We start from the raw sequence: 22,994 nt of genomic DNA on the forward strand, positions 1-22,994 counted from the left end.
CGAAAACATAATTTGTTTATTCATAAAGTTGCCTGATCTGAGTCTTACAGATTACAGTGCGATCAGGACTAAATACCAGTATTCATTTAGTACTTAACTTCGCATTATGCGTCAGGGGCAAGAACCTAGAGACAAAGACGAATAATACATTCAATATGGCACAATTATTCTAATATAATGCCCCTTCCAAAGGTTTTTGGCGGAAATTTAGTCAAGGGTACTTTTACTTTTTACTTTCGGATAAAGTCTTCAAAAGAAGCCTGCATGTAGGCTTTTCCTAGCTCTACCTGCTCGTCTGGCACACCTTCGCCGCGTAGCAAAATATTTTGTCCTATATTATCGACTACGACTACTCCTTTTTCTGTTACAAAACCAAATCCATCGTTATATACATAAAAAGCAAAAGGATTGGTGCCTGGTGCCAGCAGGTTTCTGCTCCAGTTAAACTGAGATGCCGGTAAGCGGAGTTGGTGCAGGAGGGTAGCTGCAATGTCGGTTTGTGAGCCAATTGTATGCACCTCTTCACCTTTTACCTGCAGCGCACCACCTGTCATAATAAACGGAATCCGGAACTTTAAAGGCACATGGTTCTGGTCTTCGTTCGGTAAGGGATGCCCGTGGTCAGCTACGAGTACGATCAGGGTATTTTGCCACCAGGCTTCCTGCCTGGCAGCCTCTATAAATTTACCTAAAGCCCAATCGGTATAGTAAACAGAATTGCGGAATTTGGCTGCAAAGTCGTTTCCCGGAAATTTAGCCGGTATGGGAATATCGTATGGCTCGTGGCTGCTGAGTGTAAACACGGTAGAGAAAAAAGGTTGTTTTTCTGACTTCAGGTCTGTTAGTACCCGCTCAAACAGCACATGATCGTGTGCTCCCCATTTCGAATTATAAGTCTCCGGGTCGAACTCCGATTTACTGATGAGCCGGTCGTAACCGCCGTTAAGCAAATAGGATTTAATGTTGGCAAATTCAAGCTCGCCGCCATAATAGAAGCTGGTGCTGTAACCCTGCTGCTCAAACACCTGGCTCAGCTCCGGCAGCTTTTCAGACTTTCTGGGGTTTTTTATAATAGAGGTGGTGGTCTGAACCGGGTAGCCACTTAATATAGAAACCAGGCCTTTTTCGCTCCTGTCGCCGCTGGCATACATATTTGTAAAGTTAATGCCCTCCGCTGCCAGTTGATCGAGGATAGGAGTTACGCCTGCTTCGCCGCCAATACTACCTACCAGTTTACCTGTAAAACTCTCTAAAACAATAAAAAGAACATTAGGAGTAGGGCTTACCAACACAGGAGCCGCAGCAGCGGGCGTGGCCGTGTAGAGCGCATTTACCATCGCTTCTGCCTGCTGCAGTTGCATATACTGGTAAGGGTTTTCTTTTTCCTTGTTGTACTTGAGCAGCGAGTGCATCAGGTTCCAGGGCATGTTGAGGCTGGCGTGGTTGGCAAAAGGCTTATCAGAAAAATAAGCGATGCTCTGGTTAATGGGTATCTGCTGAAAACCGCCACGCATAGGTACTACCAGAAAAATCAGGTATAAAAAAGCAATGCTCGAAAACAGCAATTTAGAATAATAATGCCGGAACTGCCGGTAATCAAACACAAACCTGTAAAGCAAAATTGCCAGGGCAGAGGTAAGGGCAGTTATGGAAGTCAGCAGAAACCAGGGAGCAATGGCTGTAGAGGCCAAAAGTTCAGCAGGCGTATTGAGGTACTGCAGGGGAGAAGCATCGAGGCGGAAACCCCAGAAATTGTAAAGTTCCAGGTCGCCTGCCAGCAAAACGGTGAGCAGCAAAATAAGCCCATACGTGTAATACCTGATAAAGCCACCAACTTTCACTCTTGGTATAGCCATAGAAATTGTAATGGCTAAAAAAGGAAGTAAGCAGCAATAGGCGGCAAATGATACATCAAGCGGGAGACCTTTTTTGAACAGTGTAAAGAGCTCGGTTCCGGTAAGGGTTTTGGTGCGCGGCAGGTGGTACAGTAAAAATATAGCTCTGGTAGCAAAAAAGTAAATAATCCAGAACAGAAAATAGAGCGGCTGATAAAAAATTCTTCGTTTCACAAGGCAAATATACAGCTTTAGAAGAAGCCACTTTCTGAAAAAGTTTGCGATACCTGTTCCGGCTGAATAGTGAAAAGAGGATTCTAATTCTGCTTCTCAATGTTATCGAGACGCAAAAGTTGAATGCAGCATGTGGCGCAACCAATTGAGGTAAATAGCTGAAGCTACAGTTTTAGGTATAAGTGCACAATTAATGGCTTTCCTGGCAGCAGGCAAGTGAGCGAAGTAGGGGTATAAATATTCAGGCGGAGTCTCTAAGATAGAAGCTCCGCCTGACAAGGAAGGTAAAAATGTTATTTTTCTTCTCCGGTAGCTTTCTTAATGGCATTACGCAGCCCATGCACAAATAACATCGTTTCACCGATATGCTCATCTGTTTTCCCAGATTCTCTATGCACTACGCCACACGATGCATACTCCAGCACCAGCTTTAAATGATCCATCAGGTCGCTCGGGTTAATTTCTTTCATGAAATTAATGATCGGTTCCGCGCTAACCGTTTGGTTTCTGGTAACTTTTAGTACCGTGTCCACAACGTTCAAAGGTTTTTCTGCAGTCTGCATAAGTTATCTGATCTCCTAATTATATAAAATTTAATTTAATGCACCTACCATAACCCGAAAGCGGGTATCACCCCATCTGCCCTTTTCCTTTAAAAATTAAAGTATGCAAACGTTACCAAATGTAAAGCAAAAATGGGTGTTGTGGAATACAAATTTAGAAAAAGATAAATATAAACAAAAATATTTATATAATATTTAAGATGTATTTCTAAACTTTTAATTATGTTAAATTCACTCCTAAATAACCTTTTTGCTAATAAATTTCAAAAAGTTTTGGGTGTTATAGTCTGAAGAGCTGTTCTCATGCTGCTTTTACGAGAGCATCTGTATAAAATGTTACTATTTTGAAAGAAGAAACCTTATTAATTTTTAAGCATGTAAAAAAGCCTAATTTTCAATCTGTTTTATTACGAATTTCATAAATTTCAGCTTCCAAAAATAGTAGATAAGGATTTTTTAAGGAATTGAAAAAGTTAGCTCTATTTAGCTGCTCCTCCAGTAACATACAACCCTAAAGTCATTTTTAGCAGCTAAAGGCAGCGAAGAAAGAGAAGGAATGTAAATGTACGGCACAGTCTGGCTAGGCTATTAAATAGGTAGCTTGTTATTTAAGGTGGTTTGCAGTAGCCTGTCCAGCTTTAGTTTTTAAAATGTGCAGGTAGTGTTTGCCATAAAAAGTAGCAAGAGAATCTGCTGTTGCTGTACCAAATTGTTGAAAGAACTGCTCGTTAAAATCTTCTGTTACAAAAAAAGCGCGATTTAATATCGTCTGCTTCTGCACACAGTCTGTTAAGATGGGAACTTCAGGGTTGGTTTGCAGGTGGGAGTGGAGTTGGTTAGCCAGTGCAGCCAAAGCAGCAGGATTAGCAGCCAACTGAGCCGGTGATTTTAGAACTGTTGGCACATCTTCCAGGCCATAGATATAATAGTACAAATTGCGTACTGCATTAGCCTCCTGCAGCACAAAAAGGGCTTCTGGCTGTTGCTTCACTCTCTGAGCCAACTCTTTGCTTGTAGAGAGGTTGAAGTAATAGGCAGGAAAAATGCCATAACAGAAATTCCACACCAGCATCGCCAGCCCTGCATAACGAATGACCACCGCATTAACCCGGTTCCATAGCACGAGTGGTAGCAGGTATGGAACCATGACCATGAACTCAGCATTACCTACCGCAAACCAGGCAAACCCCAGGTGTAGTAACAGGATGAGAAGATGGATTTTACCGGTAGAATGAACAGAAGCCGTAGTGGTTGCAGTAGAAAATAAGGGTACTTTTAACAAAGCGAACACCACCAGTGTGCCACTCACCATAGCCGGTAAAATCCAGAACCAGCTCTGAGAAACCAAATGCCACATCAGGCCATGCACCTGCACAAACGTGCGCACAAGGCTAATGCCGGTGAGGGTAAAATTCAGGAGGCCAACAGATGTTCCGGCACTTCCTGTTGTAAAATCATGAAAAACAAACGTAAGCAGGTGCTGCAGGTGCACGGGCTGCTGCAGGTAAAAAACTACCACCAGCACATACCCAACTGGAACAAGTAAGGCAGGCAGGGCAAAGGCTACAAAAGCTCCGATAGATCTACACTGCCAAAGTACCCCTGCCAATAATCCTAGCCACCAGAAAAACTGCACTTGGTGGTAAAGGCAGGCAAGTGCAGCCAGTATACCTGATACAACTAAAAAGGCCTTTTTGGGTTGTCTACTATAGCGCACATACAAGTAACTGGCCCCAAGCGAAAAGATGAGCGGCAGAAGGTACACTTCGTTCTCGGTTGCAAAACGCCAAACGCCGAAAGAGGCGCCAGCCACAAGTAGCCAACTAAAAATTGCGGCTGCAGGCACCTGCAGCTGTTGTAGTATTTTTGTCAGTACCCACAGGCATAGTACCGCGAATAGTGCATTTAGGACTTTTAAAAGTGAGAGAACATCCACGCCCGCACCAAGTAAGCGAAGCGGTAAGGTAAGGAGGTAGCACGTGCTGTTATAGAGCAGGTGATGCGGCAAAAACAGATGCTCGCCATATTTAACAGCTCCGGCATAAAAGTAGGCATCCAAAGATGAGTTGCTTGTCGGGAAAACCACATACAGCACCAGGAACAGCAGCAAAAGTAAGCGGTTATGAGAAGGAAGAAAAAACATGCAGCTCTTGTTTGTGCCGCAATCTACATAAAAGGAAGAAAATTCAACTCCTGAACCCTTGAGACATTTTCTTAAAAAAACCTTCTGGAGAGCTATTTTATTGGAATAATTCAGTTTGCCTAGCCTTTATGTGTTTAACCGGTGGAATGTAAGTTCATATACAAATAACAAATTTTCAATTAACCACCTATAGCAAAAAGCATTTTCATTTTAAAGATGCAAGGACATATATTAACCTGACAGTTAGTCACATAGCCTTTTAAAATAGTATTTTGATATCTTAAAATTAATTTGACTTCTCTGTAGTTAAATTCTAATTTATTATTACTAAATTTATAGTTGTGCAAAAGTAACTACTTCACTTTTAAATTAGGTAACCCATGGCATTCCTAAACTAACATGAGAACTGCAGCTATACACGCTGTTTATTTATTGTTTCTATGGTGCACACTTGGCTGTAGCAAAAAGAAACTGCTTCCGATCAAGCACCTACAAAACAGTAGCAAGCCCTCTCTGGCGGTTGATGCCCCCATTATGTCAACTCCTGTCCTTACGCCACCGGCTGCTATAAAACCCATAACTCCGAAAAACGACCCATTGCTGTTCTCCAGCAAACTGGACATCACCATCTACAACCGGTACATAAACAAAGAAATGCTATCCAGGTTCGTGAGCACCAGTGGTGGCAGAATACCGGCAGAGGTGGCAGCTGACATCACGCAGAAGTTCTACAAAAATCAAAAGACAAGCCAGTTACAACGCAAGCTGCTGGAGGCAGACTTTTATGTGCACGACATTCAGCTGTATGAAACCACCAACAGCTGGAAAATCTATTTTATAGTTATGGGCACCAAGTTCGAGACCACGCATACGTTGGTGGGTTGTTACAACGATGCACTTAGCCACTACCTGCTAAAGGCAACTACATCGAAAGACTGCGCCACTTTTGTGTTCAGTTCTCCAAAGGTAGCAGGGCAAGGGCTCCAGTTCTCGGTTTACGAACACAACACCTGCAGCAGAAAAGAACAGATATTCGATAATCAGATTACCATTCAGCCAGACACCATGCTCCTCCAGCGGCTGCCCCTTTCTCCCGCTCACACCCAACCTCAACCACTTCTTTAGTACCACTTTCAGCTACCTGGTTACTGTTTAAGCAAGTCTCCTAAAATGCTCCTGGAACTCCAGACAAGCAAAAACACCAAATGCAAGTTTTTGGTTAAGGCAATTAATCCTAAATTTGGCTCAGTAAATACAGAGGCCTACCTGCTGCACCTTGTAAAGAAGCAGCTGAACAGGCGCAATGGCATTTTAAAAAGCTGAGGCTAAACACAAAAGCCTTTCGCAGGCGAAACAGAGATTTTTCATTTATTTAAATTATGGAACCGAATTTAGACCATTTGTTAAAAGTGGCCAAAGAGCTCAACCTAACCATTAAACAGGTGCAGGCTACGGCAGATCTGCTGGAAGAGGGAGCGACAGTACCATTTATTTCCCGTTACCGGAAAGAGGCAACCGGCTCGCTGGATGAGGTGGCAGTTGCCGCCATTCGTGATAGGCTGGAACAGCTGCGTGAGTTAGATAAACGGCGAGAAAGTATTCTGAAATCGATAAAGGAGCAGGAAAAACTGACACCTGAACTGGAGGCGCAACTGATGGCAGCCGAAACCATGACCGCCTTAGAAGACCTGTACCTGCCTTACAAGCCAAAGCGAAGAACCCGTGCCACCATTGCCCGTGAAAAAGGCCTGGAACCACTGGCCCAGCGCCTGTTCGAGCAGGAGTCTTTTGATGTGGCAGCAGAAGCGACACAGTTTATTTCAGAAGAAAAAGAAGTAAAAGACGCGGAAGAGGCACTTGCCGGTGCACGCGACATAATGGCTGAGTGGATGAACGAGAATGTAGAAGCTCGCGCCACCATGCGGCAGCTTTTCGAAAAGAAAGGTGTGTTCAAGAGCCGTGTCATGATGGGCAAAGAAGAGGAAGGTCAGAAATACAAAGACTATTTTGAATGGGAAGAAGCCATTGAAAAAGCACCTTCGCACCGTATACTGGCCATGCGCCGTGGCGAAACCGAAATGGTGCTGATGCTAAGCGCTCAACCAGACGAAGAAGAAGCTCTAGCCAAACTCGAAGACATGTTCGTGAAAGGAAGCAATGCGGCATCGGAGCAGGTACGCCTGGCGGCAAAAGATTGCTACAAACGCCTTCTGAAGCTGAGCATGGAGACTGAGGTGCGCCTGAGTTCCAAAAAAAGAGCCGACGAAGAAGCCATCAGGGTGTTTGCAGATAACCTGCGGCAGCTGCTGCTAACTTCTCCGCTCGGGCAGAAAACTGTTCTGGCCCTGGACCCAGGTTTTAGAACAGGTTGCAAGCTTGTGGTGCTCGACAAACAGGGTAAACTGCTGCACAACGAAACCATTTACCCCCACACCGGGCAGCAGAAGGCACAGGATGCCGGTCAGGCTGTTAAATACCTGGTAACCCGCTACGAGGTAGAGGCCGTAGCCATCGGGAACGGAACAGCCAGTCGCGAAACGGAGACATTTGTGCGTAGCCTTGGCTTGCCTGCCACCGTGCAGGTGCTGATGGTGAACGAAAGTGGAGCCTCCATTTATTCTGCCTCCGAGGTAGCCCGTAACGAGTTCCCGGATCAGGATATTACCGTACGTGGTGCTGTATCTATTGGGCGTCGCCTCATGGACCCTCTGGCGGAGCTGGTAAAAATAGACCCTAAATCGATAGGCGTAGGCCAGTACCAGCACGATGTGGACCAAACAGCCTTAAAACACTCGCTTGATGATGTGGTGATGAGTTGCGTGAACGCCGTAGGAGTAGAGGTGAACACTGCCAGTAAACAATTACTGACCTATGTTTCTGGCCTTGGACCTGCCTTAGCGCAAAACATTGTAGATTATCGGAACCAGAACGGTCCGTTTAAAACAAGAACAGAACTGAAGAAAGTGCCGCGCCTCGGCGACAAGGCCTTTGAGCAAGCGGCTGGTTTCCTTCGTCTGCGCGATGCCGATAACCCGCTCGATGCCTCTGCGGTTCACCCCGAGAGTTACCCGATTGTGGAGCAAATGGCCAAAGATTTGGGCGTTACAGTAAAGGATCTGATGCAACGCGATGAACTCCGCAAACAAATTGACCTGAAGAAATACGTAACCGAAGCTGTAGGTTTGCCAACTTTACAGGACATACTAAGCGAACTGGCAAAACCAGGTCGCGATCCTCGCCAAACATTTGAGGCTTTCAGCTTCACAGAAGGAGTAAACGAGATAAAAGACCTGCGCGAAGGCATGAAATTGCCCGGCATCGTTACCAACATTACGGCATTTGGTGCCTTTGTAGATGTTGGCGTTCACCAGGACGGGCTTGTACACGTAAGCCACCTTTCGGACCGCTTTGTAACCAACCCGCATGATGTGGTGAAGGTAGGGCAGAAGGTGGAAGTAACTGTTATGGAAGTAGATGTGCCCCGTAAACGCATCTCCCTCTCCATGAAAGGTGAACCAACTACAGCCCGCCCGGCAAGTAATGGAGTAGCCAATAAACCTGGTAGCAACAAAGGTGGCGGCAGAAAAGAGAAGGTCGAAGAACTCAACGATTTCCAGGCCAAGCTAGCCATGCTCAAAGGAAAGTTTAAATAAGCTGAACCTCTTACTTCATTTATTACAAGCCACTCCAAACTGATGGAGTGGCTTTTTTCTTTCAAGTTTTTCATCAACCCTTGACAAAAAGCACATCATTTTCCTTCTGAAGGCATATTTCATTCAAATAATTTGCCAGAATGATATAGACTACGACATAACCTCTTGGCCTTTAAAACATGATTTGTTTAATTTCAACAGGAAGATAAAAAAAGCCCTGTGACTTGTGTGTTGGAACCTGTGCCCTGCTTCTCGGAAGTATGCAAAATCGATTTCAGGAAAGTTATGATGCTGGTTATGATCTGTAAGTGCCTCATTATAGAATAATTATATGAAAAAGTAACAACTAGGTACCTGCGGCACGTATTCATTAGAAAAGAAACACTATGGATACTTCAAATAAATACTTTTCAGAATTGCTGCAAACAACGCACATTGTACCACCAGCCACTGGCTCCAGCCATATTAATGTTAGTAAGCCAGAAAGAATTGCCTCGGCAGTTGGCGGCACATTGCTGACCTATTATGGCCTGAAGAAACCGAATCTTATTGGCCTAATATTAGCTGCTGCAGGCGGTGCTATGCTGTACCGTAGCGCCACCGGCTACTGCGCGGTAAACAAAGCCATTGGTCGCGACACCGGAGAAAACGAAGATATTTCGGTGGAGATTACCCGCACCGTTACCGTTAACAAGCCTCGTTCTGAAGTATACCAGTTCTGGCGCCAGTTAGAGAACCTGCCAACGTTTATGGAGCACCTGGAGAGCGTGAGGCAGCTAGGGCCAAAAAGATCGCAGTGGAGTGCGCGTATACCCGGAGGTATCGGTACAATTAACTGGGATGCAGACATTGTGCAGGAAGTGCCGGATGAACTGATTGCATGGCAGTCTTTGCCAGCCGCTGATATAGACAATGCCGGTGAAGTGAGATTCTCAGACGATGCAGCTGGGAAAGAAACGATTGTGCAGGTAACTATTTCTTATCGTCCGCCGGCAGGCTCTATGGGAGGCATGGCTGCCAAACTCCTAAACCCTATGCTCAAAAAAATGGTGGAAAAAGACATTCGGCGGTTCAAGCGCCTGCTCGAGACTGGCGAGGTAACCTTTGAGCCTTCTGCTACGCTGTAGTGGTAGCAGGAATTCTACCTTTAATTTTCGCCTTTTATACTCAACAGGCACTATTGCACCTTAGCCGCTTCTGAAGGCTAAGGTGCAATTTTTTAAATGAAAATGCCCTTCAAAAGGTTTTTAGGCAAAAAACGGCCAAGGGTCTTACCTGAAAAAATTAACATACATTTCTGTAAGTAAAGCCAGTCTACAAATTTTGGTAGAAGAAATTGAAATATTACAGGCAGTACAACACTATTCACAAAGTAAACCAATTATAGAAGGAGATAGCATGATCAGCAGCAGTAACAGATTGGTGCAGCGACTACTCAGTGCAATAAGTGTATGTTTATTGGCAGCTTGCCAGCAGGCGCAAACCATTAAAGCTTTTACCGAGGCAGATTACAGGCTGGAAGGTATAGAAAACGTAAAAATAAACGGTCTTAGCCTGGAAGAACGTGCCGGAACCGGCCGGCGCCTCAGCAACCAGGAGCGTGATGATCTTTTAGCAGCCGTTGCTACAAACAACTTAACCTTAGATGCCACTATGCTGCTACATGTGTCGCTAAGGGAGCCAACCGGCGACCAGACCCTTACCATTACCAACATGAAGTGGCTGATACTGGTGGAGGGGCAGGAGGCGCTGACCGGCAACATGGACCAGGCCATGGTCTTACACGATGGCCTGAACAGAATTCCGGTGCAGTCGCCTGTGCAACTGACAGAGGTAGACGGGCGACCTAATTATGAAGGCCTTTCGCGGGTAGTAAACCTGGTGAGCAGCAATGGCGACATCCGGCAGGCGCTCACGTTTCAGATAAAACCTACAGTTAAAACGCCGGTCGGCAACATAGAATCGCCTAAGTTTATTTCTGTGTCGAAGCCAAGGGAGTAACTGCAAACGTGTTTCATTACCGCATCTTCGTTAACAGTCCAATACAAACTATAGCACCTGCTCCGGCTCTACAACTCAATTATGCTAATAAAATCGGCCTTCAAAAGCAAAAGGCTATTAAAACTGTCAAGGGTAAATCAGGTGAGTTTTACAAGTTAACTTTATGTCTCAAAATAATTTAGATCAAACCTCCTCAACCTATGACTCAAAAATCTTTACAGGATCGGCGCCACTTTATGAAGCGGTTTACGATGGTGCTTGGCACAACCGCCTTAGGAATTCCCTTACTGAACTTAAGCTCCTGTCAATCGGCTGGCAACGAAAACGACACAACAGCAACTGCTGACCAGGGTGAGGCAAGCGCTAAGGAGGCAAAAAAACTTGGTATAGCCTTAGTAGGATTGGGTAAATATAGCAAAGAACAACTCGCACCAGCCTTACAAGAAACAAAAGACTGCTACCTGGCTGGCATCGTTACCGGAACGCCCTCCAAGGTAAAAGAATGGCAGGATGAATACAGCATACCAGACAAAAACGTTTACAACTACGAGACATTCGATCAGCTAAAAGACAACCCGGCCATAGATGTTGTTTACATCGTGCTGCCCAACAGCATGCATGCCGAATACTCGATCAGAGCCGCCAAAGCAGGCAAGCACGTTATCTGCGAAAAACCAATGGCCATTACAGCAGCAGATTGCCAGCGCATGATCGAAGCCTGTAAAGAGAACAATGTAACACTCTCGATCGGGTACCGACTCTATTTTGAGCCTTATAATAAACGTGTGATGGAGTTGGGCCAGCAGGAGGTGTTTGGCAAAGTGAAGAGCATGAAAGCCGATAACAGCCAGGATATGACTAAAGAGAGTCCGGATGTATGGCGGCTCGATAAAAAACTTTCGGGCGGAGGACCACTCATGGACGTTGGTATTTACTGTGTGCAGGGCATATGTTACACCATGGGCAAAAACCCGGTGGCCGTAACAGCACAGTTTGGCAAAGTAACGAACCCTGCCTACTTCAAAAATGTAGAGGAATCGATAAGCTGGCAACTCGAATTTCCGGGTGGCGTAATGGCTAACTGCACCTCCAGCTACAGCACAGAGGCGAACCTGCTCTCGGGTGAGGCAGAGAATGGGTGGTGGCGCGTAAGCCCGGCTTATGCCTACGACGGCAAAGACGGTGAAACCAGCGAGGGCAAAATGGATTATCCGCAGGTGTTTGAGCAAGCCCTGCAAATGGATGGCATCTGCCAGAGCATTAAACAGAACAAACCCTCGATTGTACCCGGCGAGATGGGCTTACGCGATGTAAAAATTATGGAGGCAATTTATGAGGCTGCCCGCACTGGCAAAAAAATTCCGCTTCAACTTTCTTGAAATATCATCCCGCCCCAGCTATTTTTATAAGTAAATATCTTTTATTATGATAGCTGGGGCGCATCTTTAGTTTTAATAAGTATGCCTGCCAGCATACCGGCCACACTACCTGCTAGCCCATAGAGCATCGGGTTTATGGTTGTGCCATAGGCAATACAAATTAACCAAATGCCCATTCCCAGGAGCATCGACAGCATAGCTCCTGCAGCATTGGCTTTGCGCCAGTATAGCCCCGCCACCAGCGGCACAAACAGCGAAACTAAACTTAAAGCCGACGACTCGCTTACCAGCTCATAAATATTAGTGCGCATAAGCGCCATTGTTAAGGATATGGTTGCAACCAGGAGAACACACAGCCTGGAGAGTTGGAGCAGTTGTGTATCGGTGGGCTGCCGCAACAGGGGCCTGAGCAGGTTTTCGCTCAGCACAGAGGCAGGTGCCAGTATGGCTCCACTTGCCGTGCTAATAATAGCCGATATCAGGGCACCAAAGAAAAGAACCTTCACCCAGAGCGAAGCCGACTGCATGACAAGTCCCGGCACCAACAGCTGTGCATCTTCCTGCAAAATTTCAGGGTACAGGAGACGCGCATAAAGTGCCAGCAACAAAGGCATAAACGCCACCGTGAGGTAAAGCACACCAGCGCTAAGAGAGGATAAGACAGCAATTCGCTCCGATTTTGCTGACATAACCCGCTGAAATACATCCTGCTGTGGAATAGATCCTAAACCAATAGTTATCCAGAGGGCAACGTAATTCAGCCATGTTACTGCACTGCGGTCCGGAGGGGTCATCCTGAAAAAATCAGCGGGCAACTGGGCTGTAACTTCCTGCAGGCTGGCCTGGCGGGTAAGGGCGTAGGTAATAAAGATGAGCCCGGCAATAATCATGATGGTTTGCATAAAATCGGTGATGCTGACCGACCACATACCGCCAAAATAAGTATAGGCCACCACAATCAGGCTGCCACACACAACACCCGCTGTTGTGGAAATTCCGAATACCTGGTTCATCACAATACCTAGAGCCACCATCTGGGCCGCTATCCAGCCAAAGTAGGAGATCACCATAAAAACTGCTGCCACACCCTCTGTTACCCGGTCGTACCGGATACGGTAATAATCGCCCATGGTGAGCAGGTTTAGGCGGTAGAGTTTCCGGGCAAAAAACAGCCCTACCAGCACCAGGCAAAGAGCAGCACCAAACGGATCTTCTATGACGCCCAGCAGTCCGTGCTGCGCAAATTCCGAAGAGGCACCCAGCAGCGTTTCGGAGCCAAACCAGGTAGCGAAAACCACTGCCGTAGAAATATAAAACGGCAGTTGGCGACCTGCGAGTAAAAAATCTTTGGTGTTGTGCACCCGCCTCGAGGCCCAGAGTCCTATACCTATGGTGAAAAGAAGATAAAGCAGTATAAAAAAGACCAGCATCCGGAACAGATTTTGGCGCTAAAGTAAACATTAAATCGGCTTCTGCGAAACGAACCTCTTATTACCCGCTGAACTACATCGGTTGCGATGTATGCGCCTTAAAACTCCTCTTAGAAGCAGTTCTGCTCCACAACCTTACCCATCTACACTTTGGCAAAGTAGTTGCTGTTTAAAAATATACCATCTGAGGTTGCCTGTGCGTTATGTAAGGCGACTTTCCCTATAATCCAATAGAAGACATGAAACAACTGAGGATATATACCTTGATGCTAGGCTTGGTTCTGAGTACTGCCTTGTCTGCCTCTGCTACAACTATAGCAGTTCCTGTTGCAACTGCCACTACTGCCGGCCCCCGCGATATTATTGCTGAAATAAATGAAGTTATTGGCCTTAAACCACGGTTTGAAGTTCGGGCAGCAAACATAGAAAATGCTGCGGCTGTAATTTACGGCGGCAAACGGTACATCTTATACAATGAGCGCTTTCTGGCCTCTATCAACAATGCTGTGCGCACCGACTGGGCTGGGGTTAGTATTCTGGCACACGAAATCGGGCACCACCTGAACGGGCACACCTTAACCGGCAAAGGCAGCAACCACGCCGATGAACTGGAAGCAGATGAGTTTTCAGGATTTGTGCTTCGGAAAATGGGAGCAAGCCTGGAAGACGCTCAGGCAGCCATGAGCCTATTGTCGGAGGAGCGAAATTCGGCCACACATCCGGGCCGTAGCTATCGTCTGGCTGCCATCAGCAAAGGCTGGCGCAGTGCGGATACCCAGATTATTGCCAGTAGCAAAGGCCTCGACAAAGAACAAGGCCTCGCCTCTGCCACACGTTCATCTGCACCGGAAGAGCAGACAACACGGCAGCAGAGCGTGGCGCAGGAACAACAAAGGGTTCGTGAGCCGCAGCAACCGCAGGTAGCCCGTGTAGCAACCGAAAACCAGGGCGTGCTGCTAACGAAAGATGTTTTCCGGAAAGTTAACTTCAGTGCCGCGCCGCGCGAGCAGTTTTATTTAACCAAACACATGAACCTGGTGCACGTGACCGAAAAAGGCGCTTCGGTTATTGGCAAGCTTGCCCGCACCAACAGCAGGAGCTACCCATATTATTTAGACAGTGACTACCTGCATAAGGTTTTTGTAACAGAAAATGGCGTGCTGGTAAACCAGAAAGGCCAGAAGGTTGGTTACCTGAGCCAATTAAGAACCTGATTGAACAGGTAAATTATTCATATAGCAGGCATTACTAGAAGCTGGTTAAAGAAGAGATGGAGATGCAGCAGCTCATGTGTTATTGCCGCTACGCCAGTTGCATACTACTACTATAACCAAATAAAACTATGAAGCCTATTACATTATTAAACACCGGTGCGGCTGCACTGTTCACTATTTTTGTTTTGTCTGGCTGCGGCGACGAAGTGAGGTGCAGCAGAGGACAGGGAGATGTCGAAACCCGAACCATGCAACTTGCCAATTTTCGTGGCGTGGAAGTTAACGGTAGCAGCCGTGTGTACATCAGCTATGGCCCACAGCAACGAGTGGAGGTAAAAGCTGAGCCCAATGTACTCGATGCCATAAACCAACGGGTATCTGATGGCATCTGGCGTATAGAAACAGATAAGTGTTTCCGGAAGCATGAAACGATTGAAGTTTATATTACCTCTCCGGCCATTGATTATACAGAGATAAACGGGTCGGGAGAAATTGTGATTAACGACAGATTTGAGGCAAATGAATTTACGACTCAGATTAACGGATCAGGAAAAATAAAAGCTAACTTTACTGCAGAGCATGCTTTTACGCGAATTACAGGGTCTGGCAAAGCAGAGTTGCAGGGTGCAGCAGAGCAGCAGGATGTATCTATTTCAGGATCAGGAAAAGCGCATACCTTTAACCTTGCTACCGAACGTGCTATTGTAACTATTTCTGGTTCAGGCGATGCCGAGGTGTTGGTTGCAGATATACTGGAGGCTAACATTACAGGTAGCGGCAGAGTATATTACAAAGGTACGCCTACCGTAAATTCGCGCATTACCGGCTCTGGTAAGGTTGAAAAGCGATAACACTATTTTTATAAGATGATTAAAAACACGTTTAAACAGGCTCTCCTGTTCTTTGGTCTCCTGCTACTGGTTGTTGCATGCGGCACAAAAAAAGATGTTGATGCGTTTAGAGAAGCTAAATACAACCTGGTAGGTGTAAACGAAATACACCTGAACGGCATCGATCTGCTGAACAAAAAAAAGCCAGAGGATTTCTCCTTCAGCGATGCAGCTATTTTATTTTCAGCAGTTTCAGAGAACAAGTTAGCCGCCTCCTCTAAACTGGCCTTAGACGTGAAGTTACCCGAAGGCAGCCAGGAGCGATCTATGACCGTAACCCAGCTGAAGTGGCAACTACTGGTAAATGGCACCAACACAGCACAAGGTATTGTGAGTGAGCCGGTAGAGCTACATGAAGGTTTAAATACGATTTCGGTAAGTTCACCTGTTATTCTGGCTTCTGAAAACGGTAGCCCGAGCATTACGCACCTGATGCGACTGGCTACACTTTTTTCTAAAGCAGATGCGGCAGATAAACCGAAGATTACGCTTCAGATAAAACCAACCATCCAAACCTCTGTTGGTCCGTTTGAAGTACCAGCTTTTATTAATATTAAAAATTAATGTACAGCCTCGTTACAAGGAATGCCCATTCATGGTTTTTCTTGTAACGGGAGCAAAGACACGGTCTTTTCCTTAAAGTGTCTACTGACCTCTTATTTTATAGCCATTCATATTTCTGGCTCTGAAGGTTTGGCAACAGATGCTCCATCTGATGCCAAACTTTTTACTTTTTACAGCTTTACCCTACACCATAACCTGTAATACCCTTGGCAGAATTTTGGCTAAAAAGCTTTGGAAGGCATTTTTTATTTAAATAATTAGCTTTTGCCTCTTAACTTCAACCCCTACATGTTCCTAAAAAACTGCTTTGCTTTGTTGTTGCTGTTCTTCAGCGTACATGCTCGTGCACAACAAAACTTGCCAGATACCGCACAACTATTTCAAGACATCAGGGTACTCTCAGCCGATTCGATGGCCGGACGTAAGAGCGGCACAGAAGGCAGCCGAAAAGCGCAACGATACCTGGAGCAACGGTTTAAACAAATTGGCTTAACTGCTTATAATAAAACCTATAAGCAGCATGTCAGGCTGCAGAAAGAAAAGTTAGTTGTAGAGGATGCCATTAATTTAATCGGCTATATTCCGGGGCAAACGCAGGAGGTACTTGTTGTTACGGCACATTACGACCATTTAGGCCAGCGTCAGGCTTCTATTTTTAACGGGGCCGACGACAATGCTTCGGGTGTTGGAGCCATGTTAGCCATTGCGGCCTATTTTAAAAAGCATCAGCCCTACTATACGTTGCTTTTTGTAGCCTTAGATGGTGAAGAACTAGGTTTGCAAGGAGCTAATGCCTTTTTGAATGCACCTCCTGTACCTTTACATAACATAATGCTAAATGTGAACCTCGACATGCTGAGCATAAACTCCAAAGGTGAACTTTATGCTAGTGGCTCTTACCACTACCCATGGCTACTGCCGTACCTGCAGCAGGTTAAGGCTCTACCTCATGCAGCCATAAGAGTGGGGCACGACCGGCCGGAGCAGGGGCCTCAGGACTGGACAAACCAAAGCGACCACTACCAGTTTCATAAGCGGGAACTACCGTTTATTTACTTTGGGGTAGAAGACCATACTCATTACCACCAAACCACCGACACTTTCGAAAACATCAACAGGCCATTTTATGCTGACGCCACGGCTTTGGTTCTCGATTTTATACAGATTGTAGATCAACAACACAGGCCGAAGCCAAATCAGCAGAAGTAGAAATTTGTGGCATTGTCATGCGTAGCTGCTTTACGAGTTGCAGCAGAAGGTATAAGCTGTAATCGCATCAGGATTCTGAATATATTTTTATATGGTTTTTTAAATATTATAGGTGCATAAGAGCAAATAGGTTATCTGTTATGTTAGATATTTCGTAGGTAAGAGATATATAGTGTCTTAAATAACGCGACCATAAAAAGCATTTAAAATAATCTAGCTGCAAGTCCGGGCACACCAGTTTTATGGCTCTCGAACTTAAATTCATAATTCTGAAATTTAAGAATCGTACTTCAACAGGTGTAAAAGGTATTTGCAGTTTATATTTAAGGCATGCATCAATAAGTAGTTTATAAACTTCACATTATTTTATTTATTCTGGAGCACATGTGTCACATGCCTCATTAACGTTAAGTGTATTAAACATATGAACATAAAATTTTACCTTTCAGTCTTACTTTTGCTGGCCATTGGGTTTGTTCCTCTGTATAGCTTCGGCCAGTCTGGCTATTACAAAAAACGTGGCGTAAGCAATGCTCCTGAGCGCGGGTTTGTAGTGCAGGTGGGTGGTGGCGTAACGGCCATTAAAAGCGACATTTGCGGTAGTTGGGGCTGCAACGACCTAGGGCCAAACGTTAGCATTGGCACGCTTTACAAAATTAACCCGACCCTGGGTATAAGCGGAGAAGTAGATTATTTCAGGCTTGGCGCTGAAGAAAAAGATCCGGCTCGCCCATTAAATGTTGCCTTTCAGTCGGAGGTGATAGAGGTATCGGGAATGGTGGTGTTAAACCTACTCGATAGCTACAGTGGCTCTGGCAACTACCGGTCTTCCCATAAGCGTTTTGTAGTGCCTTTTGTTAAAGGTGGCGCAGGCTTCATCTATTATACGCCCAGTTCATTTCCGGCAAATTCCCGGCTGAACGACTCGCAGGTTACCTACGATAATGAGCGCAAGTATCCTGCTTTTGCACCCGTTTTCTCTTTTGGCGGTGGTCTCCGGTTCAGGTTAAACGATGAGTTCAGCATAGCACCTGAGCTGGTTTACCACATCACCACCACCGACTACCTCGACAACATAGGGCCACGACTAGGTAATGCAGGCAACACAGACCACTATGGGCTGGCTGCCATAAAACTGCTGTACACACCGTTCCTGAAAAACAATATTTTCTCGAAGAAGAACTACGAAGGCCGGTAAAGAACCTGGTGCTACGTTAACCACTCCCTGCATCTGCCGTACGATTACGGATAGGCGCAGGGAATTTTTTTGTGCCATCCGAACTTTCTAAAAACTCAATCATGAATAAACAGCAGAAAAAGAAATTATGGTGGCTGGCTGCCGGAGCAGGTGCACTGGTGGCCGTTCGGGCACTTAATCGTAAACTGAATGCCTACGATTTCAGGAACAAGGTCGTGCTGATTACCGGTGGTGCCCGCGGACTAGGATTGGTGATGGCCAGGCAACTGGCAGCGGAAGGAGCAAGACTAGTGTTATGCAGCCGCGATGAGCAGCAACTCGAAAATGCCCGCCAGGAGCTTGCCGCCGAAGGAGCTGACGTAATGGTTCAAATCTGCGATGTAACAAAGCGGCAGGAAGTGGAGACCCTGATCGCCAAAGTCAGCAATACCTTTGGGCACGTAGATGTGCTGATAAATAATGCCGGTGTTATACATGCCGGCCCTGTGGGAGAGATGACAGAGCAGGATTACGAAGAATCTATTAACACCCATTTCTGGGGGCCACTCTACACTGTTTTAGCGGTAGTAGATAGCATGAAGGAACGTGGAGGTGGCAGAATACTGAATGTATCTTCGATAGGAGGAAAAATAAGTGTGCCGCACCTGGTACCGTACAGCGCCGGCAAGTTTGCACTGGTGGGTTTATCGGAAGGGCTGCGGGCAGAGCTTAAGAAATTTAATATTACCGTTACCACAGCCACTCCGGGTTTAATAAGATCGGGTAGCCCGAGGCATGCCATCGTGAAGGGACAGCATAAAAAAGAGTACGCCCTGTTTAAGATCATGGACTCCAACACCTTGTCTAGTATGAGTGCCGAGGCAACCGCAGAAAAAATTCTGGACGCGCTGCGGCACGGCGATGCAGAAATTATTACCACCCTGCCGGCAAAAATAGGAGCCTTTCTGCATGATTTTTCGCCGGAGCTTATGTCGGAGATATTTGCTTTTATAAATGGTGTGTTGCCAGGTGAGGGCGGCATAGGTAAAACCCGCGCCAAAGGCTACCAAAGCGAATCGCCGCTTTCGCAGTCGCCGCTAACGAAGAAAACACAGGAAGCCGCTAAAAAAAACAATCAGTATTAAAGCCGCTGCTATACGCCCGCTATGGCAGACAGCGCCTGCACTTTTCAGAATTCGAATTTGTAGAACTTTGAGAACAGGACACAAGACCTTTTTCCTGTTGTAAAAATTTAGTATAATAAATTTTGGATGTCGGGATGCGTTCGGCGTTTGCTGTAACAGGCAAGTACAAAGGCGGCAGTGCCTTTATCTAATTCCAATTGAGAAAACCCTTCCGGAAAAAAGTATTTTCTTTCCGGAAGGGCTTTTCTTAAAATATATTTGATCTGTATATTCTAATTGATTACTCCACAAAAAGAACCAGCCCTTTCAGGTACTCGCCTTCCGGGTGGAAAATAGAGATCGGGTGGTCGGCAGGCTGGGAGAGGTGGTGCATGATTTTAATGGATCGGCCGGCCTCTATGGCTGCTGCCATTACCGTATTGTTAAACAGGTATTTATCAACTACCTGCGAGCAGGAGAAGGTAAAAAGAATACCGCCTGGTTTAATTTTTTTCATAGCTTCAGCATTCAGGCGTTTGTAACCCATCAGGGCGTTGTGGCGCACGTTCTGGCTTTTGGCAAAGGCAGGAGGGTCCAGAATAATAACGTCGTAGCGCTCTTCTTTCCCTTTCAGAAACTCAAATGTATCGATGGCAAAGGCTTCGTGGCGATCCGGGGCCTGACTTAACCCGGCGTTTCGCTCGGTTAGTTCAATAGCTTTTTTGGAGCTGTCGACAGAATGTACTTCGCTGGCTCCGGCGTTGAGGGCGTAAACCGAGAAGCCGCCTGTGTAGCAGAAGGTGTTGAGTACCGATTTGCCTTTTACGTAATGCGCCAGCAAGCTTCTGTTCTCACGCTGGTCAATAAAAAATCCGGTTTTTTGGCCGCTTTCCCAGTCCACAAAAAACTGATGGCCATTTTCTGTTACCACAGTGCCTGCCGATGATGCCCCGAACAGGTAGCCGTTCTGCGCGCCCGACTGTGCCTTTTGCGGCAGCGACTCTGCACTTTTATCGTAAATAGCGTTCAGCTTAGAACCATATACCTCCTGCAGTGCCTGGGCAATCAGGTGGCGGGCCTGGTGCATGCCGAGAGAGTGCGCCTGCAGCACTGCCGTGTCTTTGTACACATCTACTATAAGCCCCGGCACCTGGTCGCCTTCGGCGTATAGCAGCCGGTACACATCGGTTGTAGGGTTATCGATCATGCCCAGCCGGTTCCTGAAATCGTAGGCCTGTTGTACTTTGCGTTTCCAGAAAGCCAGATCGACCTCCACTTGCTCAAACGAAATAATACGAACCGCAATAGAACCAGGCGCGTAGTGGCCTAAACCCAGAAACTCGCGTTTGCCGGAGTACACTTCTACCACATCGCCCTCTTTGGGTTCGCCTTCTATTTTCTTAATGGCACCAGAAAAAACCCACGGGTGAAATCGTTTTAAAGAATGCTCCTTACCGTTTGCTAAATATAGTTTAATGATCGACATGCTGTTGCTTTGGAAATTTATACTTCAGTTACTAAAAACAAACCCTTGAGCTTTTTATGCTGAAATTGCTTTGGAAGGCCGTTTTCATGTAAATAATTCAACTGGAAACCTTCGTTTACAATAGAATTTGCCAGGGCTTTATTTTCAGTTTGCAAAAGTACTACAAATTCAGGCCAAAAACTTACCTAATCAGGTTTAGTTCTACCAACTGGCTGTACAGTTTTTGCACCGGCAGGCCTACCACATTAAAGTAGGAGCCCTCAATACGTTCTATCCCGATCATACCGATCCACTCCTGAATACCGTAGGCACCTGCCTTATCGAAGGGTTTACAGGTACGGATGTAGTACTCTATTTCAGCATCTGTCAGGTGTTTAAAGTAGACCTTGGTGGTGTCGTGAAAAACTGTTTTAGAGGTTTTTGTTAGGAGACAAACACCGGTAATTACCTGGTGTTGCTGGCCGGAGAGCAGGCTGAGCATCTTAAAAGCTTCTGCCTCATCAGCAGGTTTGTTCAGAATTTGGTCACCAACTGATACAATGGTATCTGCGGTTATCAAAACTTCGTCGTCAAGTTCGCCTGCATAAGCATCGGCTTTATGGCCAGCTAAATACTCAGCGACTTGGGCAGGTTGCAGGTGATCCGGAAAATCTTCGTGCACTTCTTTCACCCTCACGGTAAAGGCAAGACCAAGCCCGGCCAATAGTTCTTTGCGGCGGGGCGAATTAGAGGCAAGCAGCAGTGGCTGAGACAAATTCATCTTCTTTAATGGAGCTAAATAAAAATCCACTTATAACTTTAGGGTAAAAAAAGGTTGATTTCTGCGGCATTATGGCGCCACTGTAGCAGACACGTTTTACCTGTTCTATGGTAACTTCGTTTGTGATAAGCGCTAGTCGGGCATTGCCGGCATCTACCTGGCTAATGCAGGCGGTAAAGTTCCGCACATACGTTAAAGGCTCGTAAGTTCGCTGCTCTTCCCGGCTGATGCCCAGTATCTTCTCGAATACGAAAAAGTGCAGCACTGTCAGGTCGAGTTCCTTTACTTCTTGTGGCAGGTCCCAGGTTATCTGCGGGAGCACCTCCGGCTTCAGGCGAAGTTTGTAGGAGTTGCCGGAGAGGTACAGCCCAAAAGCCCAGGGTTTACCGGTTATTACCTCGTTGAGCTCGTAAGGGTCTGACTTGGGAGTAACTGTGAAGTAGGTGTCTAACTTCTGTAAAAACTCCTCATCCGGCATGTCCAGGTGCTGCAGCACCCGATGGGTGGGCAGGATGCGCAGGTCATCGGCCTCGGTATTGGTCAGGTACATCAGGTGGTAGTTGTAAGCCTCCATGCCTGTGTGGTTGGCTTCGTTCTGTTCTGCCATGGCCTTCCGGTAAGCCAGAGAACCGGCATACCGGTGGTGCCCGTCGGCCAGGAGCACCTGCCGTGCCTGCAGCGTATTCACGAATAGCTTTATTACGTTCCGGTCGTGTATCACGGCCAGCACATCGCGTACGCCCTGGTAATCTTCCGTTTCGTAGAGCGGAGAGCGGATGGCCTCATCGAGGTAAGGTTCCAGTATGAAATCAGGGTCGGTGTAGAGGCCGTGGGTGGGGCTGCTGTTTAACTGGGTTTGCTCCAGCAGCTCGATCCGGTCGTTTACGGAGCCGGGCATGGTACTCTCGTGGCGCAGCAGCACCTGTTCGCTCCAGTCGTAGGCTTTGATATGGCAGATAAACCCTTTGCGGCAATACGTTTTGCTACTGCCCGGCAACCTGAAGTATTGGTAGTACACATAAATGCCGGGCAGCGGGTCCTGCAGCAGTACCTGCTCCTGTTTCCAGGTTTGCAGCAAAGCTGCGGCATGCAAAGCTGGCTGCTCACCCTGCGGCACCGACAAATGAATGCTGTTCAGTTTATTCTGGTAAAGGTGCTGACGCTGTTTTGCCGACACCACATCAAAAAGCGGCGATGTCAGTTCCTCAATATTCAGGTGCAACCCGTCGTTGTATCGCCAGGGCCTGATTGGTAATATTTCAGCCATGCTTATAAAAGGTAGTTGATGTTAATCCCCTTTCTTTTGATAGAAGACACCAAATGTTGAATTGC

At 46.5% G+C, this 22,994-nt stretch carries 18 protein-coding genes; 11 read left to right on the forward strand and 7 right to left on the reverse strand.

What is annotated here, in order from left to right; translation table 11 throughout:
* Positions 1 to 230: 230 nt before the first annotated feature.
* From FVR03_RS01455 to FVR03_RS01465, 3 genes are all read right to left on the reverse strand, one after another.
* Complete coding sequence (locus tag FVR03_RS01455; protein WP_147919983.1) at positions 231 to 2,069, reverse strand: LTA synthase family protein; 1,839 nt, start codon at positions 2,067 to 2,069, stop codon at positions 231 to 233.
* A 293-nt stretch (positions 2,070 to 2,362) separates the two neighbouring features.
* Positions 2,363 to 2,611 (reverse strand): hypothetical protein, encoded by a 249-nt coding sequence (locus FVR03_RS01460; protein WP_222707160.1) that lies wholly within the window; start codon positions 2,609 to 2,611, stop codon positions 2,363 to 2,365.
* A gap of 625 nt (positions 2,612 to 3,236) precedes the next feature.
* Positions 3,237 to 4,775, reverse strand: a complete 1,539-nt coding sequence (locus FVR03_RS01465) for a hypothetical protein (protein WP_147919985.1) — start codon at positions 4,773 to 4,775, stop codon at positions 3,237 to 3,239.
* 534 nt (positions 4,776 to 5,309) lie between these two features.
* Here FVR03_RS01465 and FVR03_RS01470 point away from each other — a divergent pair.
* The 5 genes from FVR03_RS01470 (at position 5,310) to FVR03_RS01490 (ending at position 11,808) form a co-directional block, all read left to right on the forward strand.
* A complete protein-coding gene (locus FVR03_RS01470; protein ID WP_147919986.1) occupies positions 5,310 to 5,900 on the forward strand; it encodes a hypothetical protein in 591 nt (196 codons plus the stop codon).
* A gap of 254 nt (positions 5,901 to 6,154) precedes the next feature.
* The gene (locus FVR03_RS01475; protein ID WP_147919987.1) at positions 6,155 to 8,428 is read left to right on the forward strand and encodes a Tex family protein; all 2,274 of its coding nucleotides are present in this window, start codon (positions 6,155 to 6,157) and stop codon (positions 8,426 to 8,428) included.
* 386 nt (positions 8,429 to 8,814) lie between these two features.
* Positions 8,815 to 9,555 carry an SRPBCC family protein gene (locus tag FVR03_RS01480; RefSeq protein WP_147919988.1) on the forward strand — a complete coding sequence of 247 codons (741 nt, stop codon included), beginning with the start codon at positions 8,815 to 8,817 and terminating at the stop codon, positions 9,553 to 9,555.
* A 271-nt stretch (positions 9,556 to 9,826) separates the two neighbouring features.
* The gene (locus FVR03_RS01485; protein ID WP_147919989.1) at positions 9,827 to 10,429 is read left to right on the forward strand and encodes a hypothetical protein; all 603 of its coding nucleotides are present in this window, start codon (positions 9,827 to 9,829) and stop codon (positions 10,427 to 10,429) included.
* 200 nt (positions 10,430 to 10,629) lie between these two features.
* Complete coding sequence (locus FVR03_RS01490) at positions 10,630 to 11,808, forward strand: Gfo/Idh/MocA family protein (RefSeq protein ID WP_147919990.1); 1,179 nt, start codon at positions 10,630 to 10,632, stop codon at positions 11,806 to 11,808.
* Between the two features lie 44 nt (positions 11,809 to 11,852).
* On the opposite strand, the gene FVR03_RS01495 is transcribed toward FVR03_RS01490, so the two are convergent.
* Positions 11,853 to 13,238, reverse strand: coding sequence for a high affinity choline transporter 1 (locus FVR03_RS01495; RefSeq protein ID WP_147919991.1), 1,386 nt, complete (start codon positions 13,236 to 13,238; stop codon positions 11,853 to 11,855).
* A 266-nt stretch (positions 13,239 to 13,504) separates the two neighbouring features.
* On the opposite strand from FVR03_RS01495, the gene FVR03_RS01500 reads away from it, so the two are divergent.
* The 6 genes from FVR03_RS01500 to FVR03_RS01525 all read left to right on the forward strand — a co-directional run bounded on the left by FVR03_RS01500 (position 13,505) and on the right by FVR03_RS01525 (position 19,437).
* Positions 13,505 to 14,452, forward strand: coding sequence for a M48 family metalloprotease (locus tag FVR03_RS01500; RefSeq protein WP_255474003.1), 948 nt, complete (start codon positions 13,505 to 13,507; stop codon positions 14,450 to 14,452).
* A gap of 128 nt (positions 14,453 to 14,580) precedes the next feature.
* The gene (locus tag FVR03_RS01505) at positions 14,581 to 15,303 is read left to right on the forward strand and encodes a head GIN domain-containing protein (RefSeq protein ID WP_147919992.1); all 723 of its coding nucleotides are present in this window, start codon (positions 14,581 to 14,583) and stop codon (positions 15,301 to 15,303) included.
* Between the two features lie 15 nt (positions 15,304 to 15,318).
* Positions 15,319 to 15,906 (forward strand): hypothetical protein, encoded by a 588-nt coding sequence (locus FVR03_RS01510; RefSeq protein ID WP_147919993.1) that lies wholly within the window; start codon positions 15,319 to 15,321, stop codon positions 15,904 to 15,906.
* Positions 15,907 to 16,194: 288 nt separating this feature from the next.
* A complete protein-coding gene (locus tag FVR03_RS01515; RefSeq protein ID WP_147919994.1) occupies positions 16,195 to 17,115 on the forward strand; it encodes a M28 family peptidase in 921 nt (306 codons plus the stop codon).
* Positions 17,116 to 17,539: 424 nt separating this feature from the next.
* Entirely contained in the window at positions 17,540 to 18,313 is a 774-nt protein-coding gene (locus FVR03_RS01520) for an outer membrane beta-barrel protein (protein ID WP_147919995.1), read from the forward strand.
* A gap of 101 nt (positions 18,314 to 18,414) precedes the next feature.
* Entirely contained in the window at positions 18,415 to 19,437 is a 1,023-nt protein-coding gene (locus FVR03_RS01525; RefSeq protein ID WP_147919996.1) for an SDR family NAD(P)-dependent oxidoreductase, read from the forward strand.
* A 280-nt stretch (positions 19,438 to 19,717) separates the two neighbouring features.
* On the opposite strand, the gene FVR03_RS01530 is transcribed toward FVR03_RS01525, so the two are convergent.
* The 3 genes from FVR03_RS01530 to FVR03_RS01540 form a co-directional block, all read right to left on the reverse strand.
* Complete coding sequence (locus tag FVR03_RS01530; RefSeq protein WP_147919997.1) at positions 19,718 to 20,902, reverse strand: class I SAM-dependent rRNA methyltransferase; 1,185 nt, start codon at positions 20,900 to 20,902, stop codon at positions 19,718 to 19,720.
* A 181-nt stretch (positions 20,903 to 21,083) separates the two neighbouring features.
* Positions 21,084 to 21,662, reverse strand: a complete 579-nt coding sequence (locus FVR03_RS01535) for a Maf-like protein (protein WP_147919998.1) — start codon at positions 21,660 to 21,662, stop codon at positions 21,084 to 21,086.
* The gene (locus FVR03_RS01540) at positions 21,628 to 22,929 is read right to left on the reverse strand and encodes a DUF1015 domain-containing protein (RefSeq protein ID WP_147919999.1); all 1,302 of its coding nucleotides are present in this window, start codon (positions 22,927 to 22,929) and stop codon (positions 21,628 to 21,630) included. The genes FVR03_RS01535 and FVR03_RS01540 overlap by 35 nt, the downstream gene beginning before the upstream one ends.
* Positions 22,930 to 22,994: the final 65 nt, after the last annotated feature.

The sequence above is a fragment of the Pontibacter qinzhouensis genome (assembly GCF_008017455.1).
Lineage (GTDB): Bacteria > Bacteroidota > Bacteroidia > Cytophagales > Hymenobacteraceae > Pontibacter > Pontibacter qinzhouensis.